This window comes from Gilvimarinus sp. DA14, from assembly GCF_024204685.1.
Taxonomy (GTDB): Bacteria; Pseudomonadota; Gammaproteobacteria; order Pseudomonadales; family Cellvibrionaceae; genus Gilvimarinus.
This window is the reverse complement of sequence record NZ_CP100350.1, coordinates 3,818,296-3,839,717: the sequence shown is the minus strand read 5'-3', so window position 1 is coordinate 3,839,717 and position 21,422 is coordinate 3,818,296. Positions and strand designations below refer to the sequence as shown.

Below are 21,422 nucleotides of genomic sequence, written 5' to 3'. Positions count from 1 at the left end.
CGCCTTATATTAGGCGCACTAGCATAGCGAATTGCGGCGCAAACTACACCATTATTGACAGCGCTGTCAATTCAAACTAGACTGCGCACAAATTTATATCGATAACATGGCCCCCTCTGGGCATTTGTCCGTCTGATAAGTAAGATAAAACAATCACGTCTGCGCGAGGAGAATCACCCCATGAGTATTATTCTGGTTGCCGATATCGGCGGCACCAATGGCCGCTTCGGTCTGGTTAATGCCTGTAGTCATAACAAAGGCTACAACGCCGAGCAGCAAATCAGCCTGCCGAGCGCCAACTACGAAACTCTCGCCGACATGATTCGCGATTACGTTAAGCAAGCTGGCGTAGCCATGCCCAAGTTTGCCTGCCTGGCCATCGCGGGGCCGATTCAAGACGGCCATGTAAAAGTCACCAACCTGAACTGGGAGTTTTCTATTTCGCGTCTGCGCGATGAGCTGAACATGCAGGCGCTGGATGTAATCAACGACTTCTCTGCCCTCGCCTACGCCGTGCCGCATTTACAAAAAGGCGATACGGCTAGCCTGTATTGCACCGATGCCAACCCCTACGCCCCCATCGGCGTTATGGGCCCCGGCACCGGTTTTGGCGCAGCGCTCTTGGCCCCGATCTCCACCGGCTGGAAAATCATTCCCACCGAGGGCGGCCACTGCAGCTTTGCACCCACCACCGATACCGAAATAGGTATTTTGCAGCAAATGCGCAAACATCATCCGCATGTTTCCATTGAGCATATGCTGTCAGGTCAGGGTTTGGTTTCTATTTATAAATCCTTGGCCGCCCTTAAAGGGGTAGACGCGGAAGACTTGTCCCCTGCCGATGTCAGCGAGCGCGGCATCAAACATAAAGAAGCACTGTGCGAAGAAGCGGTACAAACCTTCTGCGCTATCTTAGGCTCGGTGGCCGGCGATAAAGCCTTAAGCTGGGGCGCCATGGGTGGCATTTACTTAGGCGGTGGTATTGTTCCTAAAATTGCTCACTATCTGCCGCAAACGGATTTTATTAAACGCTATTTAAACAAAGGCGTTATGCGCGGCTACGTTGAAGATATTCCCGTGCGTATGGTTACCAATGATAAAGCGGCTCTAATTGGCGCCGCCGCCTGGTTGGTGGATACCACCCAAGCGCTGCAATCTTAAGCAAAATTGCCGCCCGTACATTTTACGGGCGGCAACCTGACGCCTATAACCACATTCCCGCCTTCGATAAAAGTCTTTTTTAACAACCTCTCTCTTTTTATTTAAAATTAGAATAAATTCCTTGTTGTTAGCTGTTATAACTCTACTAAGATTCCTACTGCCGCATAAATTATTAGACGGATATCCATTAGAAGGAATCTTGTTTTGGCAAAACGCATTGCTTGTTTAAGCAGTATCTTATCGCCCGAGAAGGTCATCAGTTATTCCGAACAGGTGTACCAGATATTCGACAGTGCTCGGCGCTATAACAAAGAGCATGCGATTGTGGGTATTTTTCTGGTGTACCAGGATACCCTGCTGCAAATTTTTGAAGGTGATGGCAATGAGTTAGCCCAGGTAATCTACCGCACCAATCGCGATCCGCGCCTGACCCAAATCAGTGTCATTGCCAACCAGGAAATTACCACCTTAAAGTTTACGCGCTGGAATCTAAAACTCATTCACGACACCAGCGCCGCCCACAGTGAGTATTTGGACAAAATTAATCGGCTGTTACAACCAAACCTCCGGCTCTCCTCCACCCTAGACAAAATTCGCTACGAAAAACTCATTGCCCGGGATAACACAGAGCAAAACGAAAAGTTCTCTGACACCCCGCCCAGCTTTAGCAATACCTTACTGTCGATGAAGTCCTGGCCGCGCCCCACGGCCCTGAGAATGGATGCTGGACTGATGAAAATATGCCCTCTACTGATTCATAAAACGGTGGCCTACGACCGCCTCAAAGAGCTACAGATATTCGCGCAGAACGATGAGCTAGACAGGCGCTTATTGCAACTGCACAAAATCAATGCGCTACAAGTGACCCAGCAAAAGTCCCCGGGTGAACCACACCGACTGAAAACCGCCAGCAAGCCTGAGGCTCCCAAAAGCAGTCACTCCTTCAGCCAGGCGTTGCGCCAGTTTATCTCGCAACATCGCGCCAAAGGGGGAAGCCACCAATGACTAAAATCTATAAAAAGCTGGCTATCGTGGGCGAAGTTGGCGCGGGTAAAACACAGCTGATTCATACCATCAGCGAAATATCACCTTTTATGACCGAGGCCAAATCCACTGTGGACATAGGCAAGGAGTTCACCACCGTGGGCATAGATTATGGACGCCTCTCGCTCGGCGAAGACATTGCGCTGGGCCTTTACGGTTTGCCCGGACAAAAGCGCTTTAGCATGCTGTGGGACATGGTAAACAAAGAGCTATGGGGCCTGCTGTTACTGGTCAAATACAACGACGAACTGAACGTCAACTCCATCGCCGATATTCTCGATCATTTTCAGCCGGCGCAATCGGAGGTGCCCTTGGTGGTCGGCTTAACGCACGGCGACCAGGCCGAAGACGACGAGCAGCTGGACCTGTTTCTCGACATTCTCCAATTTGCGCTAAACGAATTTAACCTGACCGCGCCCGTCGTGTGTTTGGACGCACGCGACGTCGAATCATCGCTGAGCTTACTGCAGCTGTTTGATTCGATAAACCAAGCGAACAATAACCTCTACCCAGAGGAGCAACAAGATGCCATTTGACGACGCGTTAAAAGAGCGAGCCATCCAACTGATAAATCGTTACGCGGATAACGAGGCTATAGAAGTCATTTCTTTGGCCACTACAGACGGATTTCCCGTCTATACGAACAATTGTGCGGCCGTACCAATAGAGCAGGATAACCTCGCCGCTGCCGCCAGCACCTTACACTCGGTTAGCAACGCCGTCACCCGCCAGATTTTGGGTAAAAACTTTAAGGTTACTTTTATCGAAGCGCAGCAAGGCAATGTGGCGTTTGTCGACCTTGAGCTGAGCGGCAAAAACTTTGTACTGGTCATGTCCGCCGCGCAAACACTGAATATCGCCAGTCTGCGGCTTCTGATTACTCGCCTAGCCAAAGAGCTTCACGAACATTCAACTTCACCCGCGATTGCCTCGGTATAGGCAGTATTGTTCATACACAGGAGATAACGATGAGCAACTTAAAAGAAACCACCCAGGGTTTGATGGAAATTGATGGCGCACTGGGTTGTGCCATTGTCGATTTCACTACCGGTATGCTATTAGCGTCCGAAGGCTCCGGGGTTGATCTCGAACTCGCAGCGGCGGGCAACAGTGAGGTGGTTAAAGCAAAAATGAAAACCATGAAAAGCCTCGGCATTGAAGGCGGCATTGAGGATATTTTGATTACTCTCGAAAACCAGCTGCATATTATTCGCCCCAGCACATCCAACGAGGGGCTGTTTATTTATCTGGTGTTAGATCGAAAAACCTCCAACTTGGCACTGGCACGGCGCAAAACCGCCGACCTGGAAAAATCACTGCAGAGAGTCTAAGCCTTCAGCGGCGGGCGGCCGATTTTGCCCCCGCCGCGTATCGTCACACAGTTTGCATTCAAGCTTATGCCCTAACATCGCGGCGCGCCCCATCGGCGTGGTTACCCAGTCCCTCACCACCCAAGGCGGATTGTGGCGTACATGTTGATTGTGGCCACAGGCCAGCTCGGCCACCCAGTGGTCTTCATCGTCTTTGTGATATCCGACAATAGGCTGTTGCATGCTCCAAATCCCCGCTGTGTTAAACTGCGCGCCCCACTATAGCCTGAATACCTTAAATGCTGTTTAAACAATTTCCCGCTATTGTCGTATTGTGCCTGGTCACTGTAATTTGGGCGTTTAGCTTTTCCCTTATAGGCGTTTACCTGAGCGGCCATGTTGACAGTTATTTGGCCGTGCTGATTCGTGTCTCGCTGGCTCTGGCAATTTTTCTGCCCTTTTTTCGCCCGGCACAAGTGCCCCCTAAAACCCTGTTGGCCTTAACCGCTATCGGCGCTTTGCAAGTGGGGGTTACCTATCAGTTTCTCTACCATGCCTTTAGCTATATCAGCGTCGCCGAGGTATTGCTGTTCACAATTTTTACACCGCTGTGGATTACCTTAATCGATGAGCTGATTTTGCGTCGGCAGCATCTACCTTTTCGCTGGTGGGTGGGCTCGGCGCTGGCGGTTGCCGGTGCCGCTATTATTCGCTACGAAGATATCAGCGCCGATGCTATCACAGGCTTTTTACTGATTCAGGCCGCCAACCTGTGCTTTGCCGCAGGTCAGGTTGGCTATAAGCGCTTAGAGCTTGGCAGTAGCAGGGCTCAGGTACAAACCTTTGCCTGCTTTTTCCTGGGCGCGACTTTGGTATCGGGGCTGGGCACGCTGCTGTTTACCGATTGGAGTCTGGTGCCCACTACCGCCATTCAATGGTCGGTGCTGATTTGGCTGGGGCTGGGGGCCTCGGGTTTTGGTTACTTGGCCTGGGCCATGGCCAGTAAGCGCGTCAATACCGGCCAGCTCGCAACCATGAACAATTTGTTAATACCGGCGGGCATTCTCGTCAATGTGATGTTCTGGAGCCGCGACGCCGAGTGGGGGCGACTGTTAATAGGCGGCGCTGTTATCGCGCTATCTGTGTGGGTATGCCGCAAAACCCATTAACCTATATCAGGTTATTCGGTCACTTTTATTTGTTTGTGCGGCACTATTATTTGCTCTTGGCGCGCACTTTGTCCAGCTGACGGCACATGGTATCGGCGCCATCGAGAATACGCAGGGTATGGCGCTGAATTATATCCGGCGGAACAAAATACAAGTGCTGGTTTTTTACCGCTGAAAGCGCCGTGTACTGCTTCCATTCTTCCAGCCATTCGGGGCGCTGCTCCCCCATACCACTGGCAATAATGGTATCGGGGTCGCGGGCCAATACTGATTCAATATTAATTTTTGGCGCCAGCGAGATAGCATCAGCAAAAATGTTTTCGCCACCACACAGGCGAATCACATCGCTGACCAAGTGCTCGCCGTTTAGAGTTTGCAGCGGATCATTCCACACCTGATAAAACACTGTGACAGCTTCGGCGCCGTGGTACGCTTGTTTTAATTGCTCCAGTCTCTGCTGCCATTGCGAGACCTTTGGTTCAGCCACCGATGAAGTTCCGGCCAATTGACCAATGGTGCGCACCTCGGCGGCAATATCATCCATGGTGCGCAGCTCATCTACATAAACCGTCAACCCCAAACGCTCCAGCTGGCGCGCAACCTCGGGGCCATTACCCGAGGCCCAGCCCAGCACTAGATCGGGCTTGAGCGCAAGTATCGCTTCGTAATTGACGGCTTTATAACTGCCTACTTGCGGCAACGCCTGGGCCTCGGCCGGGTAATCACTATAGCTCACTGCCGCCACCAGCTTAGGCCCCGCTCCGGCGCTGTATACGTTTTCCACAATGTGTGGAGCTAAAGCCACAATACGCTCGGCCGGTTGCTGCAAGCGAAGCGTTTTACCGCGCGCGTCCACAACTTCAATAACCTTTGCATGCACGGAAAACACTGCAAACATCGCGGTTATAAGCAAGGCAAATCTCATTGTTTCCACTCCTGTTTTTTCAATACTGTTGCTCCCACTGCTCTCGTATCCCGTGCAGGGCAGCTTGCAAGCGTACACCATCGTCAGGGGGCAAGCCGATACGTAAATAGGCAGTAGCGGAAGGGGCGCATTGATAACCCCAGCGGGTGTAAATTCCCCGCAGGGCCAGGGCTTTATGTAATGCACCCAAGAGGTTCGAATCGCCGGCCAAAGACACAAATAGCCCGGTACCCACTAGCGTCACCGAGCGTTCTAAAGGTCGAATGAAATTTTGCAAAATATGTTTAAGGGTCTGATATACCTTGTCGATTCGTCGCCTTTGCATTTTCTGCCAGGCGAAATCTGTTAAGGCTCGCTCAGCCACCCACATCGCTGGGCCATTAACGGCCCAGGGCTCAAACGCTGCTTTTATTTGCTCAACTTTCCCATTAGCACTTAAAACAAAACCCAAGCGAATGCCGGCAAGACCGAAAAACTTTCCTACCGAGCGCAACACAATCAAACGTGGGAGCGTCGCCACAAACGCGGCCATAGTGTTCTCTGGCTGCCAATCCATAAAAGCTTCGTCTACCAATAGCACACCGGCAATTTTGTGATAAACCTTTTGCAGTATGTCACAGCCAAAGATCTGACCGGTCGGATTATTGGGGTTGATAACCACCGCATGTTCAACCGCGCCATTTTCGGTTAACCGCAGTAGCTCATCCATGGTTGTATAAAAAACCGGGATATGGCCAGCGTTTGTCCAATGGTATTCGTGCTCGTGATAACCGCAGCTTGGCAGCGCCACGCGCGCCGCTGGCAATAAGCGCGGCAAAGAGGAAATTGCAGCCTGGCTACCGGGTAAGGGAAGAATATAATTCTTGTCTACCCCGTAAAATTTTTGTGCCGCATGAAGTAAGGGTTCAGAATTAACGGGCAAGTTCTGCCACACATCGTCAGGGACATTGTTAACCGGATAACCCCACGGACTGATTCCCGTGGATAAATCCTGCCAGCCGTTGTGCGGCAACCCAAAGCACTTTGTCGCGGCTTGCAGGTTTCCGCCGTGCTCACTGGCATCGCTCACAAATAAACACCCCAACAAAAAAGCGCGAACACTATCAGCACACATGTACTCGCGCGGCGCACCAAACTCAGCCCCTGCTGCAAACCTTCTGCGCTCGCCGCGCGGCCGGGTGTTATCGGCTTATCGCACCATTTACCATGATAAGATGCGCCGCCTCCCACACTGATGCCCAGAGCACCAGCGCCACTGGCAATAACCGGCCCCGCGTTGGGGCTAGCCCAGGCTTTGGCGCACAGCCGCCAGGTTTTGATAGCACCTGAGGCATCACCGCAGGCGACAAAAGCCAGGGCGCATAAGCGCGCGGGAATAAAGTTCAACAGATCGTCCAGGCGCGCCGCCGCCCAGCCAAAGTAATAATATTTTTCTGAGCGATAGCCCCACATGGCATCCAACGTATTGGCAAGGCGATACACGATTACGCCCGGTAAACCCGCAAGGGCAAACCAAAAAAGCGGCGCTACCACCGCATCAGAGGTGTTCTCCAGTAAAGATTCCGTCGCCGCGCGTGCCACTTGGGTTGACTCAAGCTCGGCGCAATCGCGGCTGACAATTTTTTGTACAGCCGCTCTGGCCGCCGCCGTATCAGCGGCACTTAACGCGTTAATAATTGGCTGAATATGTAGAATCAGGCTTTTACCGCCCAACGCCAAGTACAGCCCCAGCGCGCCCGTGATAACAGCGGCAAAGGCAGATTGCGCGATTAACCACGACCACAGCAATGCCGCCAGCGAAGTGAGAGGCAGAAGTAAAACAACCACAGCCAGAGCACCTCGCAAGCGTAAAAACCGACCCCTATTGAATGCCAAATCCAACCGCCCCGCCAGATAACCAAAACCCACCAGTGGATGCCAGCGGCGCGGTTCGGCAAAGCTGGCGTCCAGTGCAAACCCCAGCAATAGCGCCAGGGCAACTACCACACCGCTACCAGAATTATCAGCACCAGTGTCTCAGTGAGTTCCACCAAGGCGCCCAGGCAATCGCCGGTGTAGCCGCCTATTTGCTGTTGCCACAGCGAGCGCCAATACACCAGCAGAGCTGCCACAGCAGCCACTAAAATCGCGCTGGTCACCAGCCCCACCGTTGCCACGCACAACGCCGCCACCAACAGGGTAATCAACCACAGGCGTTGGCTGTTGGTGACTAAATTATCCGGCACCTTGCCTTGGTAACGGGCGTATTCCGACAGTGCAACAAACGGCAGAATGGCTGTTCTGGCCAACACCGGGGCCAATATCAATCCCGCCACCATCTGCCAGGCGGACGTCAGGCTCGCCAGAGCGGAGAATTTAACCAGCAACAGTAGCACCAGTGACACCAGCGCTACCGCACCGCAGGCCGGATCGTGCATCACCTTTAAGATACGCTCGCGCCTTTGCTCGGCATCCGTGCATTTATGGCCGGCGTAGTAGGCATCCATGCAATCGGCCAAGCCGTCCAGATGTAAAGCGCCGGTAACAGCGACCCATAGCGCCAGCACCAAGGCTGCGCCAAGCAAATCACCCAAGCCAGATAAGGCAATGGCCACTGCCGCTAAGATCACACCAATCACTAGCCCCACCAGCGGGTAACAGTAGACCGCATTGGTAGAAGTATTGGCTTCTGGCTTTTGCATCCAGCGGGCCACCGGTAGGCGGGTTAAAAACACCAAGGCAAATAAAAATGCCTGTTTAGCTTGGGTAAACATAATGGCTAGCTTCCGGATATAACACTGATAATTGCCCCGCCTGTAGCTGCAGCGAAGCGGTAAAACCATAACCAATATTAAGCTGCATCATCCATGGCGGGGGTTTATTGTTGGCAATACTAAGCAGAAGTTTAATGACTCCGCCGTGGGTAATCAGCAACAATTTGTTATCACCCGTCTCAGCCAAACTCAGCACCGTTTGCAAAACACGCTCACGAAATTGGCTAAACGCTTCACCTTCTGGCGGGCCATATTGCTCAGGGTCGCGACTCCAGGCCAGCACTTGCTGTTCTTGCTCGCGCCAAACATCCGCCACTTGTTGGCCTTCCCATATGCCGTAATTTATTTCTTTAATACCCGGCATAACGGTTAAGGGAAGCTGTCTATTCTCGCTCAACACTTGCGCAAAACGGCGGCAGCGCTGAAGAGGCGAACTGACTATTGCCTGCCAATTATCTTCTAGCGATTGCAAGCCCGCCAACATCTGCTGCCAGCCAGTGTCAGTGAGTGCGACATCGGTATGGCCGCGAAAAATACGGCCGCCCTCACATTCGCCATGGCGCAGAAGATCAATCTGCATCGGACACTCCAGCCTCGGCAAACGTGGCCATATGAGAATGCAGCAACAGAGCCTGGCGAATGATATTGCTAGCCAACACCGCGCCACTGCCCTCCCCCAACCGCATGTTCAGCTGCAGTAATGGCTCGGCCTGTACCTGCTGCAACGCCAGGGCATGGCCCTGTTCATCCGAGCGGTGGGCGTATAGCAACCAGGGCTCAATGCTCGGATTAATAGCCAGCGCCAGCGCTGCGGCCGAGGTAGCAATAAAACCATCCACCAGCACAGGGGTTTGCGCCTGGGCGCTGGCAATAAACGCCCCCACCAAAGCCGCAATTTCAAAACCACCCAGGCACTGCAGTATTGATAGCGGCTGATGTAATTGCGCCGCGTGTAACTCTAGGGCCTGCGCAATCAGCGCAGTTTTACGAGCCAGTGTTTGATCATCCACCCCCGTGCCGCGCCCGGTGATTGCCTCGGGGGCAAGTTGATACACAGCGGCAAAAATCGCCGCGGCAGAAGTGGTATTGCCTATGCCCATTTCACCGCCAATAAATAAATCAGCGCTGCTTGTTTGCTGGGCACCGACCTCAAGCGCCTGGATGAGCTGCGCCTGACTCATAGCGCACTGGCGAGAAAAATCGGCAGTGCCTGAGGCAATGGGGTTGTGTACCACGGATATTTGCGGGTCTATTTCATGAATACAACCGACATTGACCGCGCGAAAATCGGCGTTGAGACTCTGCGCCAGCACACACACAGCGGCGCCCCCGCGGGCAAAGTTTTGCAGCATTTGCGCGGTTACCGCCTGCGGAAATGCCGATACACCTTTTGCCGCAATACCGTGATCGGCGGCAAACACCCGCACTAACACTTTATTTAAAGAGGGCTTTTCACGCCCTTGAAACCCGGCAAAGCGCACGGCGATCGACTCCAGCTGGCCCAGGGAACCAGGCGGTTTAGTCAGCTGGTTTTGTCTTGCGCGTGCGGCACTCATGGCCTGACTGTCGGGCGGTGAAATGGCGTCGTTTAGCCACTGAGGATATTTATTCATATTTTTTGCTTAACGTGTCTACAATTGTTGCGCTGCAGTCTTGAGGGCAAGTGGCAGGCCCGCCACCACCAGGGTAACCGACTCGGCCCGAGCGGCCAGCGCCTGGTGCAACCAGCCGCTGGCGTCGACAAACTCGCGAGATAACTGCCCCAGAGGCACAATGCCCGAGCCCACTTCGTTACTGACAAATATCCAGTGCGGCGCGGGGCCATCGCGACATACGTCATCAATAGTGCGCAGGAGCTGATTTTTTTGCGCCTCCCATTGTGCGTGATGCAGGCAGTTGTTTACCCACAGGGTTAAGCAGTCAATCACCACACAAGTATCAGAACCACTGTTTTGTCGCAATGCATTGGCCAACTGCAGTGGCTCTTCCAAACTTTGCCAGCGCTCGCCCCGGTCGCCCTGATGCATTTGAATGCGAGCTTGCATTTCGTCATCGCCGGGCTCGGCGGTGGCCAAATAAAGCAGTTGGCCGCCGGTTTGATCTTGCCAAGCCTCGGCCTGTTGTTGTGCAAAGCGGCTTTTACCGCTGCGTGCACCACCTAAAATAAGCTGCATAATTTTGTGTTTGCTCCGTATTCTTTTTATTTATTGCGCAACCACTATAGGCTTGCCCGTATCCGGATGCGCGATAACGCGCACGTCGGTGGCAAACACCTCAGCCAGAAGCGCTTCGGTAACCACCTGTTCAGGCGTGCCACTGGCAACGCACTTTCCTTCGTGCAGTACCAGCATATGGTCGCAGTGTGCCGCAGCCAGGGTGATGTCGTGCACGGTCATTAACACCGCCACACCGCTCGCGGCAAACTCACGCACCGCGCGCATCAGTTGATGCTGATGCCCAATATCCAAACTGGTTACCGGCTCATCCAGCAAGAGCAAGCGTTCGCCGGCATCCTCGGCGCGCCAAATTTGCGCCAGCACCCGCGCCAGCTGCAAGCGCTGCTGCTCACCACCGGACAGCGTTGGGTATAGGCGGGCAGATAAATGCAACACGTCCATGGCGGCCATGGCTTCAATGCAAATTTGCGAATCAATACTCGCCCCGGTGCTGTGAGGCCCACGTGCCAGCGATACTACCTCGGCGCCAGTAAAAGCAAAGGCGAGCGAGTTCTGTTGACTGAGCACCGCCATTTTGCGCGCGCGTTCAGCTGCGGCCCACTGCAATAATGGCTGGCCCGCAAACACCACTTGGCCACTGGCGGGAATGTCGTTACAAATACCTTTGAGCAAGGTGGTTTTACCCGCACCATTGGGCCCAATAACGGCGGCTACCTGGCCAGCGCTCAAACTTACATCAACATCGCGCAGTAAGAGTTTATCGTCTGCACTGACACGCAGTTGTTGCACTTCAAGCAAACTCATTGCACCCAGCCTCGCTGACGTCTGAGCAGAACAATAAAAAAAGGTGCCCCCACCAGGGCGGTCACAAGGCCAACAGGTAATTCGGTGGGCGCAAGCGCGGTGCGAGCCAGGGTATCGGCCAGCAGTAATAAGCTGGCGCCGCCCAAAGCGCATAAAGGCACCAGCGCGCGATGATCCGGCCCAACCCACAAACGCACCATATGTGGCACCACCAAACCGACAAACGCGATGCTGCCCGCCATGGCCACAGACACCCCCACGCCCAAAGCCACCAGAACAATCAAACGGGTTTTTAACGCTTCAACATCGACTCCCAAATGCCGCGCCTGAGACTCGCCCAGCAACAGAGTATTTAGCTGACGTGCGCACTGGCCCATGCTAAGTAACAACACACCAAGCACTAACAGCATAATCGTCGCGCGGGCACCGCTGGCACCATCCAAGCCGCCCATGCGCCACAGACTCATGCGTCTTAACTGTTCGTTATCGGCAAAGTAATCCATAAGCCCGGTTAAACTGGCGGCCAAAGCCGTAACGGCTATACCCATTAACAACATGGTAGCCACCGAGGTGCCGTTAATGCCCGTTGCCACCCGGTACACCAGCCAAACGCATAAAAGCCCGCCGACAAAAGCGCCCATAGAAACCAGTGACAAACCGCCCCAGGCGCTGCCCAGCATAGCCCCCCCGCCCAGCACAATAGCCAGGCTGGCGCCCACCGAGGCACCGGCCGTTACGCCAATCAGCGACGGATCTGCCAGGGGGTTGCGAAACAATCCCTGTAGGTAAGCGCCGCATACGGCAAGCAAGGCGCCGACGCCCGCAGCCAAAAGCGCGCGCGGCAAACGAATACTGGTAATAATCTCTCCGCTGTAATCACTAAAATCGCTGCCCAGCAGTGCGCGCAACACATCCACCGGTGCAATGGCCACAGCGCCCAGGCCCAGCGCCAGTAAAAAACTGACGAGCAACAAAGCCGCCAAAATGACGGCCGCCACTTTTATGCGGCGCTTGCGATTGGAGGCGGGCGTCACTGGCAGGACTCCAACTCGGTCAGCCACCGGGCATTTAAGTGCGTCTCTAAAGTATCGGCCAACCTGTTGAGCTGTGTTTCACGATAGCTTTGTAAATCAAAGCTAGGCGCGTCACTAAGTCCCGCCCACTGCAGGATTAATTGCAAGGCACTGGGGGTATCAAAAATGCCATGACAATATGTGGCGAGTATTTGGTTGTCTGCGCTAAGGGCGCCGTCGGTGCAATTGCGACTGCCTTTTCTAAACACAACTGGCGCCAATTCGAGCGCTGGCCCCTCGCTGATACCGCAGTGGATTTCGTAGCCATTAAAGTCAGCCTGTTCATCGTTTAAAACTAGCTGTCCGCTAACATTGGTGAGCGTTTTAGAATCCGTTAAGCGGGTGGTTAATTGCAAAAAACCGAAGCCGGAAATCTCGCCCGGAATGTCTTCAATGCCGTCGGGGTCGCCAATACTGTTCCCCAACATTTGCAGGCCGCCACAAATACCCACGAGTTTGCCGCCGTAACGCAGGTGGCGGTTGAGTTTTTTCTGCCATTGATTGTTTTTAAGCGACGCGCAATCGGCGCGCACATTTTTGCTGCCGGGCAGAATAACCAAATCGCAGGGAGGCAATTCATCCGCGACCGACACATAGCGCAAATCTACCTGCGGGTGCAGTCGCAGAGCATCAAAGTCTGTGTGGTTACTGATGCGCGGCAGCACCGGCACTACCACCGTAAACTTTTTATTCGTTAACGCTTGCGCGGTGCTAATCGCGTCTTCCGCATCCAGGTAAAAGTCGTGTAAGTAAGGCAACACTCCCAGCACGGGTTTGCCGGTGTAATCTTCTAACCAGTCGAGTCCGGATTGCAACAGAGCAATATCGCCGCGAAAACGGTTTATGACAAAGCCTTTAACCCGCGCCTGCTCTTCAGGCGATAACAACGCGAGAGTTCCCACCAAATGAGCGAACACCCCGCCCCTGTCGATATCGGCAATCAGAATGACCGGGCAGTCCGCCGCCTGGGCAAAACCCATATTGGCAATATCGTTTTCGCGCAGGTTAATCTCGGCGGGGCTTCCGGCGCCCTCCACCAATACACAGTCGTATTGTTCTTTCAGCCGGTTAAAAGAATCCATTACTGCCTGCTTGGCGGTGGCTTTGTAGGCGTGATAATCCAGCGCCTGCATATTGCCTATGGCTTTGCCGTGAATAATCACTTGGGCGCCGGTATCGGATGAGGGCTTTAGCAAAACCGGGTTCATATCCGAGTGTGGCTGTAACCCAGCCGCCTGAGCCTGCAGTGCCTGGGCGCGGCCTATCTCACCGCCGTTGGCGGTGACGGCGCTGTTTAGTGCCATGTTTTGCGGTTTAAATGGTGCGACCTTAACGCCCCGGCGCTTTAATAGGCGTGCCAGGCCCGCTACCAGTGTGCTTTTACCGGCATCGGAGGTGGTCCCCTGCACCATTAAACAGGTCACTTAGTAATCCACACCTTTGCGCGCTTTAATGCCCGACTTAAACGCGTGTTTGATATCTTTCACTTCGGAGACGGTATCCACCAGCTCTTGCAAAGCACTGCCGCCACCGCGACCGGTAACCACCACGCTTTGCTCGCGGGGGCGATCGGCAATAGCCTGCAAGACTTTTTCTTCATCTAAATATTTATAGGCAATCATATAGGTCAGCTCGTCCAGTATTACTAAATCCAGACTACTATCGGCTAACATTTTTTCGGCGACCGCCCAGGTGTTTTCCGCCTCGCGAATATCGCCCGTACGATCCTGGGTGTTCCAGGTAAAGCCGGTACCCATTTGGTAAAGTTCAACTTGCGGGCAGTGGTTTTTTACGTACAGCTCTTCGCCGGATAACTGCTCACCCTTAATAAACTGGACCACTCCCACTTTATGGTCGTAACCCAGGGCGCGCATCACCATACCAAAGGCCGAGCTGGACTTTCCTTTGCCGTTACCGGTGAGCAGTATCGCCACACCGCGTTCGGTATCCGCCGCTTCTATGCGTGCATCCACTTTGGCTTTTTGTTTTTCCATCGCCTTTTTATGGCGTTCGTTTTTGCTCTGCTCGTCGCTCATGGTGTCTAACCTTTTAGGTTGTAAATGGCACAAAGGGCTTGGGGTGGTCGTGCTTAAAACCGTCGCCCGAGGGATTCGGGCGCCGAGCTCCCAGGGATGGGTTTACAGCGCGTTTCAAGCGCGGCCACCCCGAGCCCTCTCAGATCGGCACCGGGTTAAAACGTGACTTCCACGCCCGCATAACCCGAGGCGCCTGCGGTGCGATAATCAGGCACCTCAACATAATCTTCATCGGTTAAGTTTTCGCCGCGCACATAAAAAGTCAGCGCCGGACTCAATGCATAGCGGATGCTGGCATCGAGTACCTGATAGCTGCCGATCGGATCACCGACGCGGTCATAAGTACCCTCGGCAGTGCGTAGGTTAACCGATGCCTGCAGAGCGCTGACCGGTATAAAGGTGAAACCCAGGTTTGCCATATTTTCGGGTTGGCGGGCGCGCACGGCATCCTCGGCGGTTTTGGCATCGGTGTAGGTGTAGTTGGCGTTTACCACCAGCCAGTCGGCGACGGGGAAATCGGCAATCACCTCAACACCTTCGGATGTGCTCTCGCCCGCGCTTTGTACATAGCCGCCATCCCAGTCAATTTCACGCTCAACGCTCTGATCAAAATACACCAGTTCCAAGTGCAGGCCGGAGTTTGCGTAATACTCTACCCCGGCGTCCCAACCTTCGCTTTCTTCGGGCGTGAGCGGCGCCAAATCAGGATTGTTTTGCTGGCGATTGTAGTCAATTTCAAACAGGCTGGGGGCGCGAAACCCGGTGCCATAGCTGGATTTAAACTTGAGCGAACCGGCCGCCAGATCGAATACATAGGCGCCGCTTACCCGGTAGGTATCGTAATCGCCAAAGTCGTCGCTGTCGTCGTGGCGCATACCGGCGGTAACGTACAGGCCTTCACCATAATGACCCTGATACTCGGCGTAGGCGCCCCACTGATCGCGACTCATTTCCTTAACGGTGTCTTCGCGCTGCTCTAATCCGTAAGCAATGGTGTGAATATCGTTCAGTTTAGCGCTGCCCAACCACTCCAGCTTTTGGATTTCGCCTTCAGTGTCGTAAGAGACGGCGCCCTCAGCGTAATTTTTGCGGGTAACATCAGTGGTTGAATACGCCAATTCGTTATTGAAGTCGCCGGTATTATAGGCTGCACTTACGCGGGCATTGGTTTGTTCAAAGTCACCCACGCAGGCGTCAACATAAGGCCAACCGCATTGATCGAACTCATTGGTCGCCTCAGTATCGCGCGCAACCGCTTCCAAGCGCAGCGCTTCGGTCAGGTTCCAGCCGACACGGCCATGCAAGGTGGTATTTTCGTAGCCATCATCATCCTGCAGCTCGGTATCGTTCAGGCTAGTGTTAAAACCTTCGGTGTCGGCGTATGAAGCACCGACAAAATAATCCACCACATCGCTACCACCACCGACACTGGCGTTATAGCGCTGGCTGTCGAAGCTGCCGCCCTCGGCGGACAACTTAATCTGGGTCTCGCCCGTTGGTGTTACGGTATCGATATTCAACACACCGCCGGCATCAGCGCCGTACATCAAACCCTGGGGGCCGCGCAGCAGCTCTACCTTGCCAACATCGGCGCTCATAATATGCTGAATTTGAGCGCTGGCCTGGGTGCCTGTGGGGTCGGTGACATCAACCCCATCCACTCGCACCATGGTGCGGTAGCCGGACTCGCCGCGCACGCGAATGGAGCTGGCTTTACCCATGCCACCCGAGTTGGTCACCGAGACCGAAGGCATAGCGCGAAGTACGTCCTGCAAGGCGGTAAAACCGCGCGCCTTGATTTGAGTTTCATCAAGCACCGATACCGAGGTGGCTACTTGGCGCATAGCTTCGGGCTGGCGCGAGCTAACCACCACAATGGTTTCCAGGTTGGGTAACAGGTCTTTTTGCGTGTTTTCGGTTTGCGCCACAGCGGGCGCGGCAGCGACTATCGCTGCAGCAAGAATAGTCTTTTTCACAGTTCAATCCCTAACAAACGTAAAGTGGGATCGAGGGGAGGAATAGCATGCGGCACCCGCCAGCTAAGGCGCGTGATACTTGCTGATGGTAGCCCTCCGCTCCATCGCGTTGCGATACAGGCCGGTATCGGGCTGACAAGCCTGGAGCTTGATCACCGTTGCGGGGGCAGCGCCGGATTGACCGGACTTCCCGTTTAACCTACTCAGCGCCTAGAGTCAGTGACCCTAAACGCAGCAGGCACCTGCTATCGTGGCGCGCAATGTAAGGCGTGGCGGGGGTTTTGTCAATTTACGGAGCCTAGGCTCCGCGGAACGCCGCACGCAAGACGCGGTACGTTCAGCGTTCAGCGTTCAGCGTTCAGCGTTCAGCAAGAAAGTGTAAATCCCGTTGCGCTCACCTCTGCGCCTTGCTGCAATGAACAAATTGTGATCACCAAGAGGGATTTGCCATGGACAAGTTAAACACTTCTCGCCGCCAGCTAATCAAACGCGCCGGTATCGGCGCCGCGCTTTTAAGCACGGGGGCCGGCAGGCAGGTTTGGGCTGCCACACCCAAACGCAAACTGGGTGTGGCCCTGGTGGGGCTGGGTTACTACAGCCGCGACTTATTGGCACCGGCGCTACAGTTAACCGAACACTGCGAGTTGCGCGGTATTGTGACCGGTAGCCCCGAGAAAATTCCGGTATGGCAGCAGAAATACGGCATTAAAGACGCCAATGTGTACAACTACGGCAATATGCACCGCTTGGCCAATAACCCTGATATTGATGTTATTTATATTGTGGTGCCCACCGGGCTGCACATGAAGTACTCGATTATCGCCGCCAATGCTGGCAAGCATGTGTGGTGCGAAAAACCCATGGCCATGAGCGTGCAAGAGTGCCAAACCATTATCGATGCCTGCCGTAAAAACAAGGTGAAATTGTCGGTGGGCTACCGCATGCAGCACGAGCCCAACACCCAGACCGTTATGCAGTACGCCCACAGCCGCCCCTACGGTGCCTTGCAAACCATTAATGCCACTGCCGCCTACGCGGGTAACGGTTTACCGGCGGACAACTGGCGTATGCAAGCGGATATAGGCGGCGGCGCACTCTACGATATGGGCGTGTACGCTATTAACGGCGCCCGCTACGCGGCGGGCCTGGAGCCTGTTGCCGTCACAGCCACCCGTGATTTTAGCCACCCCAAATTCGAGGAGGTGGACAACACCACCAGCCTGACCCTGGAATTTCCAAAAGGGATTATTGCCAAGTGTCGTACGTCGGTGGTTGAACCCGGCAACAAACTGCGTGTTGATTGCGCCGAAGGCTGGTACGAGCTGGCCCCCATGCAGTCCTATAACGGTGTGCAAGGCGTCACCAGCGACGGCAAAAAGCTGGATAAATTTATCGCCAACCAGCAGGCGGCGCAGATGGATAACGACGCCCTGGCCATTATCAATAACACGCCTGTAAAAGTGCCAGGTGAAGAGGGGTTAAAAGACATCGCCATTGTGCGCGCGGCGATTGAGTCGTCAGATAAGAAAAAGCGGATTGGGTTGTAATTTATTCATCACAGGCGGGCTGGTTTAAACCCAGCTCGCGTTGCAATTTTTTGGTTAGTTTTAGCGAGACTAATCGATGAGACTCGCGTAAATAATAAGTTAACGGCTCATCCAAAGATTTATCAGTGCTCACCTGCTGTATCCACTTCATGCCCCGCGATGCCAAATAAGGAGCCGGGCGATAGCCGGACTCATCTTTTAACAGTTCATAGTGCAGCTCGGATGTTTTAAAGGTAAAGGCCGGGTTACCCGTTCCGTTATTGGCTTTTGCCCAGCCGCCAATGGCGAAGACTTTACCACCCACTTTCCACACCTGCGCCCCGCCCCACTGCACTACGTGAGTGGTCGCGGGCAGTGAACGGCAATACTCATTGAACTGATCGTAATCCATTAACCGTACCAGACTGAACAACCAAAATATCCACTGAAACAAACGAAGCTTTCCCACTGGGTTGCCAAGACGACAACTCAGCGGGAGGCTTAAAAATTTAGCAATTTGGATCTAAGTAAGTGCCGCACCCGGGATGATCCTGAAACCATTGCGTCATTTGGTTGATTGCGTCATCCATTTTTGCTTTCATTTCCGGGGTCACGCCCTGGCAGGCACCGGCGGACTTAGTGCATAACGGCAAGACCCAGCACGCGATGGAAGGATCTTCGTACATACCCCCAAAGCTGGCATCGCACGCACCCGCAGCACCGCCCACATAGCTATCCCTACAAGCATCAGCCGCCACAGCATCGGTGCTCATACCACAACCTGCCAACAGTTGAGTTTTTTCCGGAGGAACAATAGTCGCGGTCAACTCGCTCTCGGGAATATCTTTGGCGGCATCGGCCATCGCCTGAAACAAATCATCGGCCATATCGTCTGCCGACCCGCCCGGCGCGGCCAAAGTTTGGCTAAGGGTTTGCGTCGCTTGTGCCAGAGCGTGATCAGCCACGGCGGATGAAGCGGCGACTGCCGGTGGCGTTACCGTAATATGCACCGTGCCGGCATCCACGGTATCGCCGTGGGCATCCGTAACTTCCAGGCTGATATCCAGTGGCAACTCGCTGTCACCCGCGCTCAAGCTGGGTAATGTCACCTCGGGGTTAGCGGTTGCCGGTACCGTCAGCGATGCGCCAACCACGGTGTAAGCATAGGTGTAAGGCGCAACGCCACCGCTCACTTTGCTGTTTAAGTGGATTGCCTCGCCTTGATTAGCCGATGCCGGGCCGCTAATGCTTGCGGCCAAAGCCACCGGCGCTTTGACGATAACGCGCTGGCTTGTCTCTACTTTGTTTAAAAAGCTATCGCTAACGGTGATATCAAACTGCAACACTTCATCGGCAGCACCGGCATGCAACACTGGCGCGGCGAAGGCTTTATTGGTAGCAACAGCTGTATTAATTAGCATAACGCTGGGCCCGGCGCTTTGGGTTACCTGCCAGCTATAAGGCGGCACGCCCCCCGTCACCGTTGGCAAGTGCAAGCTGACACCAGTGCCACCCGTTACCGTGAGATCGGACTGAGCCCCCACATAAAGTTGAGAGGCAATATTCTCTACCGCCAAATGCGTTCGTACATGAACCGTCTCGGCGCCGCTGGTTACCGCCACCTGGAACACATAAAGCCCTTTACCCGCCTCCAGAATAGGAGCGTCCACCGTCGGGTGGCTCACATTGCTGTCACTCAAGGCCAACACCGGGCTTACAGGTGCCTCCTGCTGCCACTGATACTGATACGTGCCAGTACCACCACTGGCGCACACTCCTAACACAACCGCTTGCTGACCTTCGTCGGCGATAGTCGCACCGCACGATTGAGCCGCCAAGGGCGGGTTTTTACCCGGCACGGGCATGGTAGCAACAGGCGGCGCCACCACCACTTCGGTGCCGGGAGCCTGAAAAACGGTCACCGGGATAATCTGATGCACACTGTTGCCGTTTGAATCGGTACCCGTTATCGTAATTTTCGCACTCTCACTGTTGGTGGTTATCGCCGCTGGAGTGAAATTTACATGCGTACGCCCGCCTTGGACCTCCGGGGTAGATAAACTGCCCAGGCTGCCGCCGGTTTGGGTAAACACAGGCGTTTGCAATTCGGTACTGATGGTTAATGGCACACCCACGTTGGCACTGAGAACCGGCATGGGAGTCACGATATCGGCCACCGGCGTCGGGGGAACACTGGTATCCGGCGCAGGCACGGCCTGTACCCGTGCACTGGCGGTAAGACTACTGCCGGCCCCGTTGTCGTCTGTTACTGTCAGTTTAAAAGTTAAGGTTTCTACGGCAGCAACATCGGGCGCGGTTACCGATAAAAGCTGAGTCTGCTCGCCTGCAATACTCGCCGCGGGGCCAGAGACCTGCTCCCATAAATAAGTATATGGCGGCGTGCCGCCGGTCACTGTCATCGCAATATTGCCGCTTGTCCCTTCAATAATGGTTCTGTCGGGGGCCGGATACAACGCCAAGGCCTGGGGAGGGATTTCGTTGGCGGGCACGACCGGGGGCACTGGGATGGCGACCGGTATAGCTTGGCTTGGCACTAAATTAAGGGCGGTAGTGTAACTGTGCGTTGGCGGCCTGTGCACGGTCACATCGGTAAACGCGACGGCGGAGGCACCGCTGTCGCCATCGCGGTAAAACAATTCAAAGCGAAAAGTCTGGCCACTTACATTGGGTGCGACAAAATGGGGCGAGGCCGTATCGGCATCAACAATCGACACTTGGGGATAGCTGGGTGACACCTGAGTCCACAGCCACTCGGGGTTGCTCGCGCCGAACCCTTGGGCGTGCAAACGCACGGTATCGCCAACATTCACACGCTGCGTGGGCGTCAGGCTTTTAACAATCAAGTGTTGCTCGGGCTCTACAGTAAAATTCACCTTGGTGGACTCTACTGAAGCACCGTCCAACTCTGCCAATACCTTAACGGCGATCAACTCCGAACCTTCTACCTGAGGGGCAATAAAGGTGGCATCGGCGGCATCGTTTACCAACCAGGTTAATTTAGGCCCGGCGATTTGCTCCCAGGTGTAGGTGGCTGCATCGGTATCAAGCCCCTCAATGTAGGAATGTACGGACACCTTCTGCCCGGCGGTGACTGAACGCTCGGTATCGGATACATAAACAGTCGCGAGTGAGCTGGCACTGCTTGATTGTGATGAGCTACTGTCGGAGGAGGAGCTTACACTGCTAGAGAGGGAAGAGCTGGACTCGGATGAGCTAGAAACAACTGAGCTGGAGCTGCTTTGCGATGAGTTCGACGACGAAAATCCATTATCTGAATCGTCATCATCAAAACACCCGGCTACTAACAGCGCTGCGGCAAACATACCGCACCTCATCCACACAGTTGCTACACCCGCCATACCAAAACCCTCAATCAAAATGCTTAGCTTTGAATTATATCGGGTATTTTCAACGCTGACCTTAAAAAGTATAAACCTGCCTGTGCAA

The 21,422-nt window shown here is 54.3% G+C and carries 22 protein-coding genes and 1 riboswitch; of the genes, 7 read left to right on the top strand and 15 right to left on the bottom strand.

What is annotated here, in order from left to right; genetic code table 11:
- Window positions 1-180 precede the first annotated feature (180 nt).
- The 5 genes from glk (at window position 181) to NHM04_RS16785 (ending at window position 3,536) form a co-directional block, all read left to right on the top strand.
- Window positions 181-1,161, top strand: a complete 981-nt coding sequence (glk, locus tag NHM04_RS16805; RefSeq protein WP_254264907.1) for a glucokinase — start codon at window positions 181-183, stop codon at window positions 1,159-1,161.
- Between the two features lie 204 nt (window positions 1,162-1,365).
- Complete coding sequence (locus NHM04_RS16800; protein WP_254264906.1) at window positions 1,366-2,166, top strand: BLUF domain-containing protein; 801 nt, start codon at window positions 1,366-1,368, stop codon at window positions 2,164-2,166.
- Entirely contained in the window at window positions 2,163-2,741 is a 579-nt protein-coding gene (locus NHM04_RS16795) for an ATP/GTP-binding protein (RefSeq protein ID WP_254264905.1), read from the top strand. The genes NHM04_RS16800 and NHM04_RS16795 overlap by 4 nt, the downstream gene beginning before the upstream one ends.
- On the top strand, window positions 2,731-3,144 hold the full coding sequence (locus NHM04_RS16790; protein WP_254264904.1) for a roadblock/LC7 domain-containing protein: 414 nt from the start codon (window positions 2,731-2,733) through the stop codon (window positions 3,142-3,144). The genes NHM04_RS16795 and NHM04_RS16790 overlap by 11 nt, the downstream gene beginning before the upstream one ends.
- A 29-nt stretch (window positions 3,145-3,173) precedes the next feature.
- Window positions 3,174-3,536 carry a hypothetical protein gene (locus tag NHM04_RS16785; RefSeq protein WP_254264903.1) on the top strand — a complete coding sequence of 121 codons (363 nt, stop codon included), beginning with the start codon at window positions 3,174-3,176 and terminating at the stop codon, window positions 3,534-3,536.
- Here NHM04_RS16785 and NHM04_RS16780 read toward each other — a convergent pair.
- Entirely contained in the window at window positions 3,519-3,758 is a 240-nt protein-coding gene (locus NHM04_RS16780; RefSeq protein WP_254264902.1) for a DUF3565 domain-containing protein, read from the bottom strand. The genes NHM04_RS16785 and NHM04_RS16780 overlap by 18 nt on opposite strands.
- Window positions 3,759-3,814: 56 nt before the next feature.
- Here NHM04_RS16780 and NHM04_RS16775 point away from each other — a divergent pair, with 56 nt between their 5' ends.
- Window positions 3,815-4,684: an EamA family transporter gene (locus tag NHM04_RS16775; RefSeq protein ID WP_254264901.1), complete on the top strand. Its 870-nt coding sequence runs from the start codon at window positions 3,815-3,817 to the stop codon at window positions 4,682-4,684.
- A gap of 46 nt (window positions 4,685-4,730) precedes the next feature.
- Here NHM04_RS16775 and NHM04_RS16770 read toward each other — a convergent pair whose 3' ends face one another.
- From NHM04_RS16770 to NHM04_RS16715, 12 genes are all read right to left on the bottom strand, one after another.
- Window positions 4,731-5,609, bottom strand: a complete 879-nt coding sequence (locus NHM04_RS16770) for a cobalamin-binding protein (RefSeq protein ID WP_254264900.1) — start codon at window positions 5,607-5,609, stop codon at window positions 4,731-4,733.
- A gap of 19 nt (window positions 5,610-5,628) precedes the next feature.
- Entirely contained in the window at window positions 5,629-6,678 is a 1,050-nt protein-coding gene (locus tag NHM04_RS16765) for a threonine-phosphate decarboxylase (protein ID WP_254264899.1), read from the bottom strand.
- The gene (gene cbiB / locus NHM04_RS16760) at window positions 6,675-7,595 is read right to left on the bottom strand and encodes an adenosylcobinamide-phosphate synthase CbiB (protein WP_254264898.1); all 921 of its coding nucleotides are present in this window, start codon (window positions 7,593-7,595) and stop codon (window positions 6,675-6,677) included. Before cbiB ends, NHM04_RS16765 begins: the two co-directional genes overlap by 4 nt.
- Window positions 7,589-8,362, bottom strand: coding sequence for an adenosylcobinamide-GDP ribazoletransferase (cobS, locus tag NHM04_RS16755; protein ID WP_254264897.1), 774 nt, complete (start codon window positions 8,360-8,362; stop codon window positions 7,589-7,591). Before cobS ends, cbiB begins: the two co-directional genes overlap by 7 nt.
- Complete coding sequence (locus tag NHM04_RS16750; protein ID WP_254264896.1) at window positions 8,346-8,942, bottom strand: histidine phosphatase family protein; 597 nt, start codon at window positions 8,940-8,942, stop codon at window positions 8,346-8,348. Before NHM04_RS16750 ends, cobS begins: the two co-directional genes overlap by 17 nt.
- Window positions 8,932-9,975 (bottom strand): nicotinate-nucleotide--dimethylbenzimidazole phosphoribosyltransferase, encoded by a 1,044-nt coding sequence (cobT, locus tag NHM04_RS16745; protein WP_254264895.1) that lies wholly within the window; start codon window positions 9,973-9,975, stop codon window positions 8,932-8,934. The genes NHM04_RS16750 and cobT overlap by 11 nt, the downstream gene beginning before the upstream one ends.
- Before the next feature lie 18 nt (window positions 9,976-9,993).
- Window positions 9,994-10,536, bottom strand: a complete 543-nt coding sequence (gene cobU / locus NHM04_RS16740; RefSeq protein ID WP_254264894.1) for a bifunctional adenosylcobinamide kinase/adenosylcobinamide-phosphate guanylyltransferase — start codon at window positions 10,534-10,536, stop codon at window positions 9,994-9,996.
- A 30-nt stretch (window positions 10,537-10,566) separates the two neighbouring features.
- The gene (locus NHM04_RS16735; protein ID WP_254264893.1) at window positions 10,567-11,343 is read right to left on the bottom strand and encodes a heme ABC transporter ATP-binding protein; all 777 of its coding nucleotides are present in this window, start codon (window positions 11,341-11,343) and stop codon (window positions 10,567-10,569) included.
- Window positions 11,340-12,377 (bottom strand): iron ABC transporter permease, encoded by a 1,038-nt coding sequence (locus NHM04_RS16730; protein ID WP_254264892.1) that lies wholly within the window; start codon window positions 12,375-12,377, stop codon window positions 11,340-11,342. The genes NHM04_RS16735 and NHM04_RS16730 overlap by 4 nt, the downstream gene beginning before the upstream one ends.
- Complete coding sequence (locus NHM04_RS16725) at window positions 12,374-13,840, bottom strand: cobyric acid synthase (protein WP_371872559.1); 1,467 nt, start codon at window positions 13,838-13,840, stop codon at window positions 12,374-12,376. The genes NHM04_RS16730 and NHM04_RS16725 overlap by 4 nt, the downstream gene beginning before the upstream one ends.
- A complete protein-coding gene (cobO, locus tag NHM04_RS16720) occupies window positions 13,841-14,452 on the bottom strand; it encodes a cob(I)yrinic acid a,c-diamide adenosyltransferase (protein ID WP_254264891.1) in 612 nt (203 codons plus the stop codon).
- Window positions 14,453-14,607: 155 nt separating this feature from the next.
- A complete protein-coding gene (locus tag NHM04_RS16715) occupies window positions 14,608-16,428 on the bottom strand; it encodes a TonB-dependent siderophore receptor (RefSeq protein ID WP_254264890.1) in 1,821 nt (606 codons plus the stop codon).
- A 101-nt stretch (window positions 16,429-16,529) separates the two neighbouring features.
- A riboswitch (cobalamin riboswitch) is annotated at window positions 16,530-16,657 on the bottom strand.
- A gap of 220 nt (window positions 16,658-16,877) precedes the next feature.
- On the opposite strand from NHM04_RS16715, the gene NHM04_RS16710 reads away from it, so the two are divergent.
- On the top strand, window positions 16,878-17,975 hold the full coding sequence (locus NHM04_RS16710) for a Gfo/Idh/MocA family protein (RefSeq protein WP_254264889.1): 1,098 nt from the start codon (window positions 16,878-16,880) through the stop codon (window positions 17,973-17,975).
- A 1-nt stretch (window position 17,976) separates the two neighbouring features.
- On the opposite strand, the gene NHM04_RS16705 is transcribed toward NHM04_RS16710, so the two are convergent.
- Both NHM04_RS16705 and NHM04_RS16700 read right to left on the bottom strand, forming a co-directional pair.
- Complete coding sequence (locus NHM04_RS16705; protein ID WP_254264888.1) at window positions 17,977-18,408, bottom strand: MmcQ/YjbR family DNA-binding protein; 432 nt, start codon at window positions 18,406-18,408, stop codon at window positions 17,977-17,979.
- 55 nt (window positions 18,409-18,463) lie between these two features.
- Window positions 18,464-21,334, bottom strand: a complete 2,871-nt coding sequence (locus NHM04_RS16700; protein ID WP_254264887.1) for a SprB repeat-containing protein — start codon at window positions 21,332-21,334, stop codon at window positions 18,464-18,466.
- Window positions 21,335-21,422 lie beyond the last annotated feature (88 nt).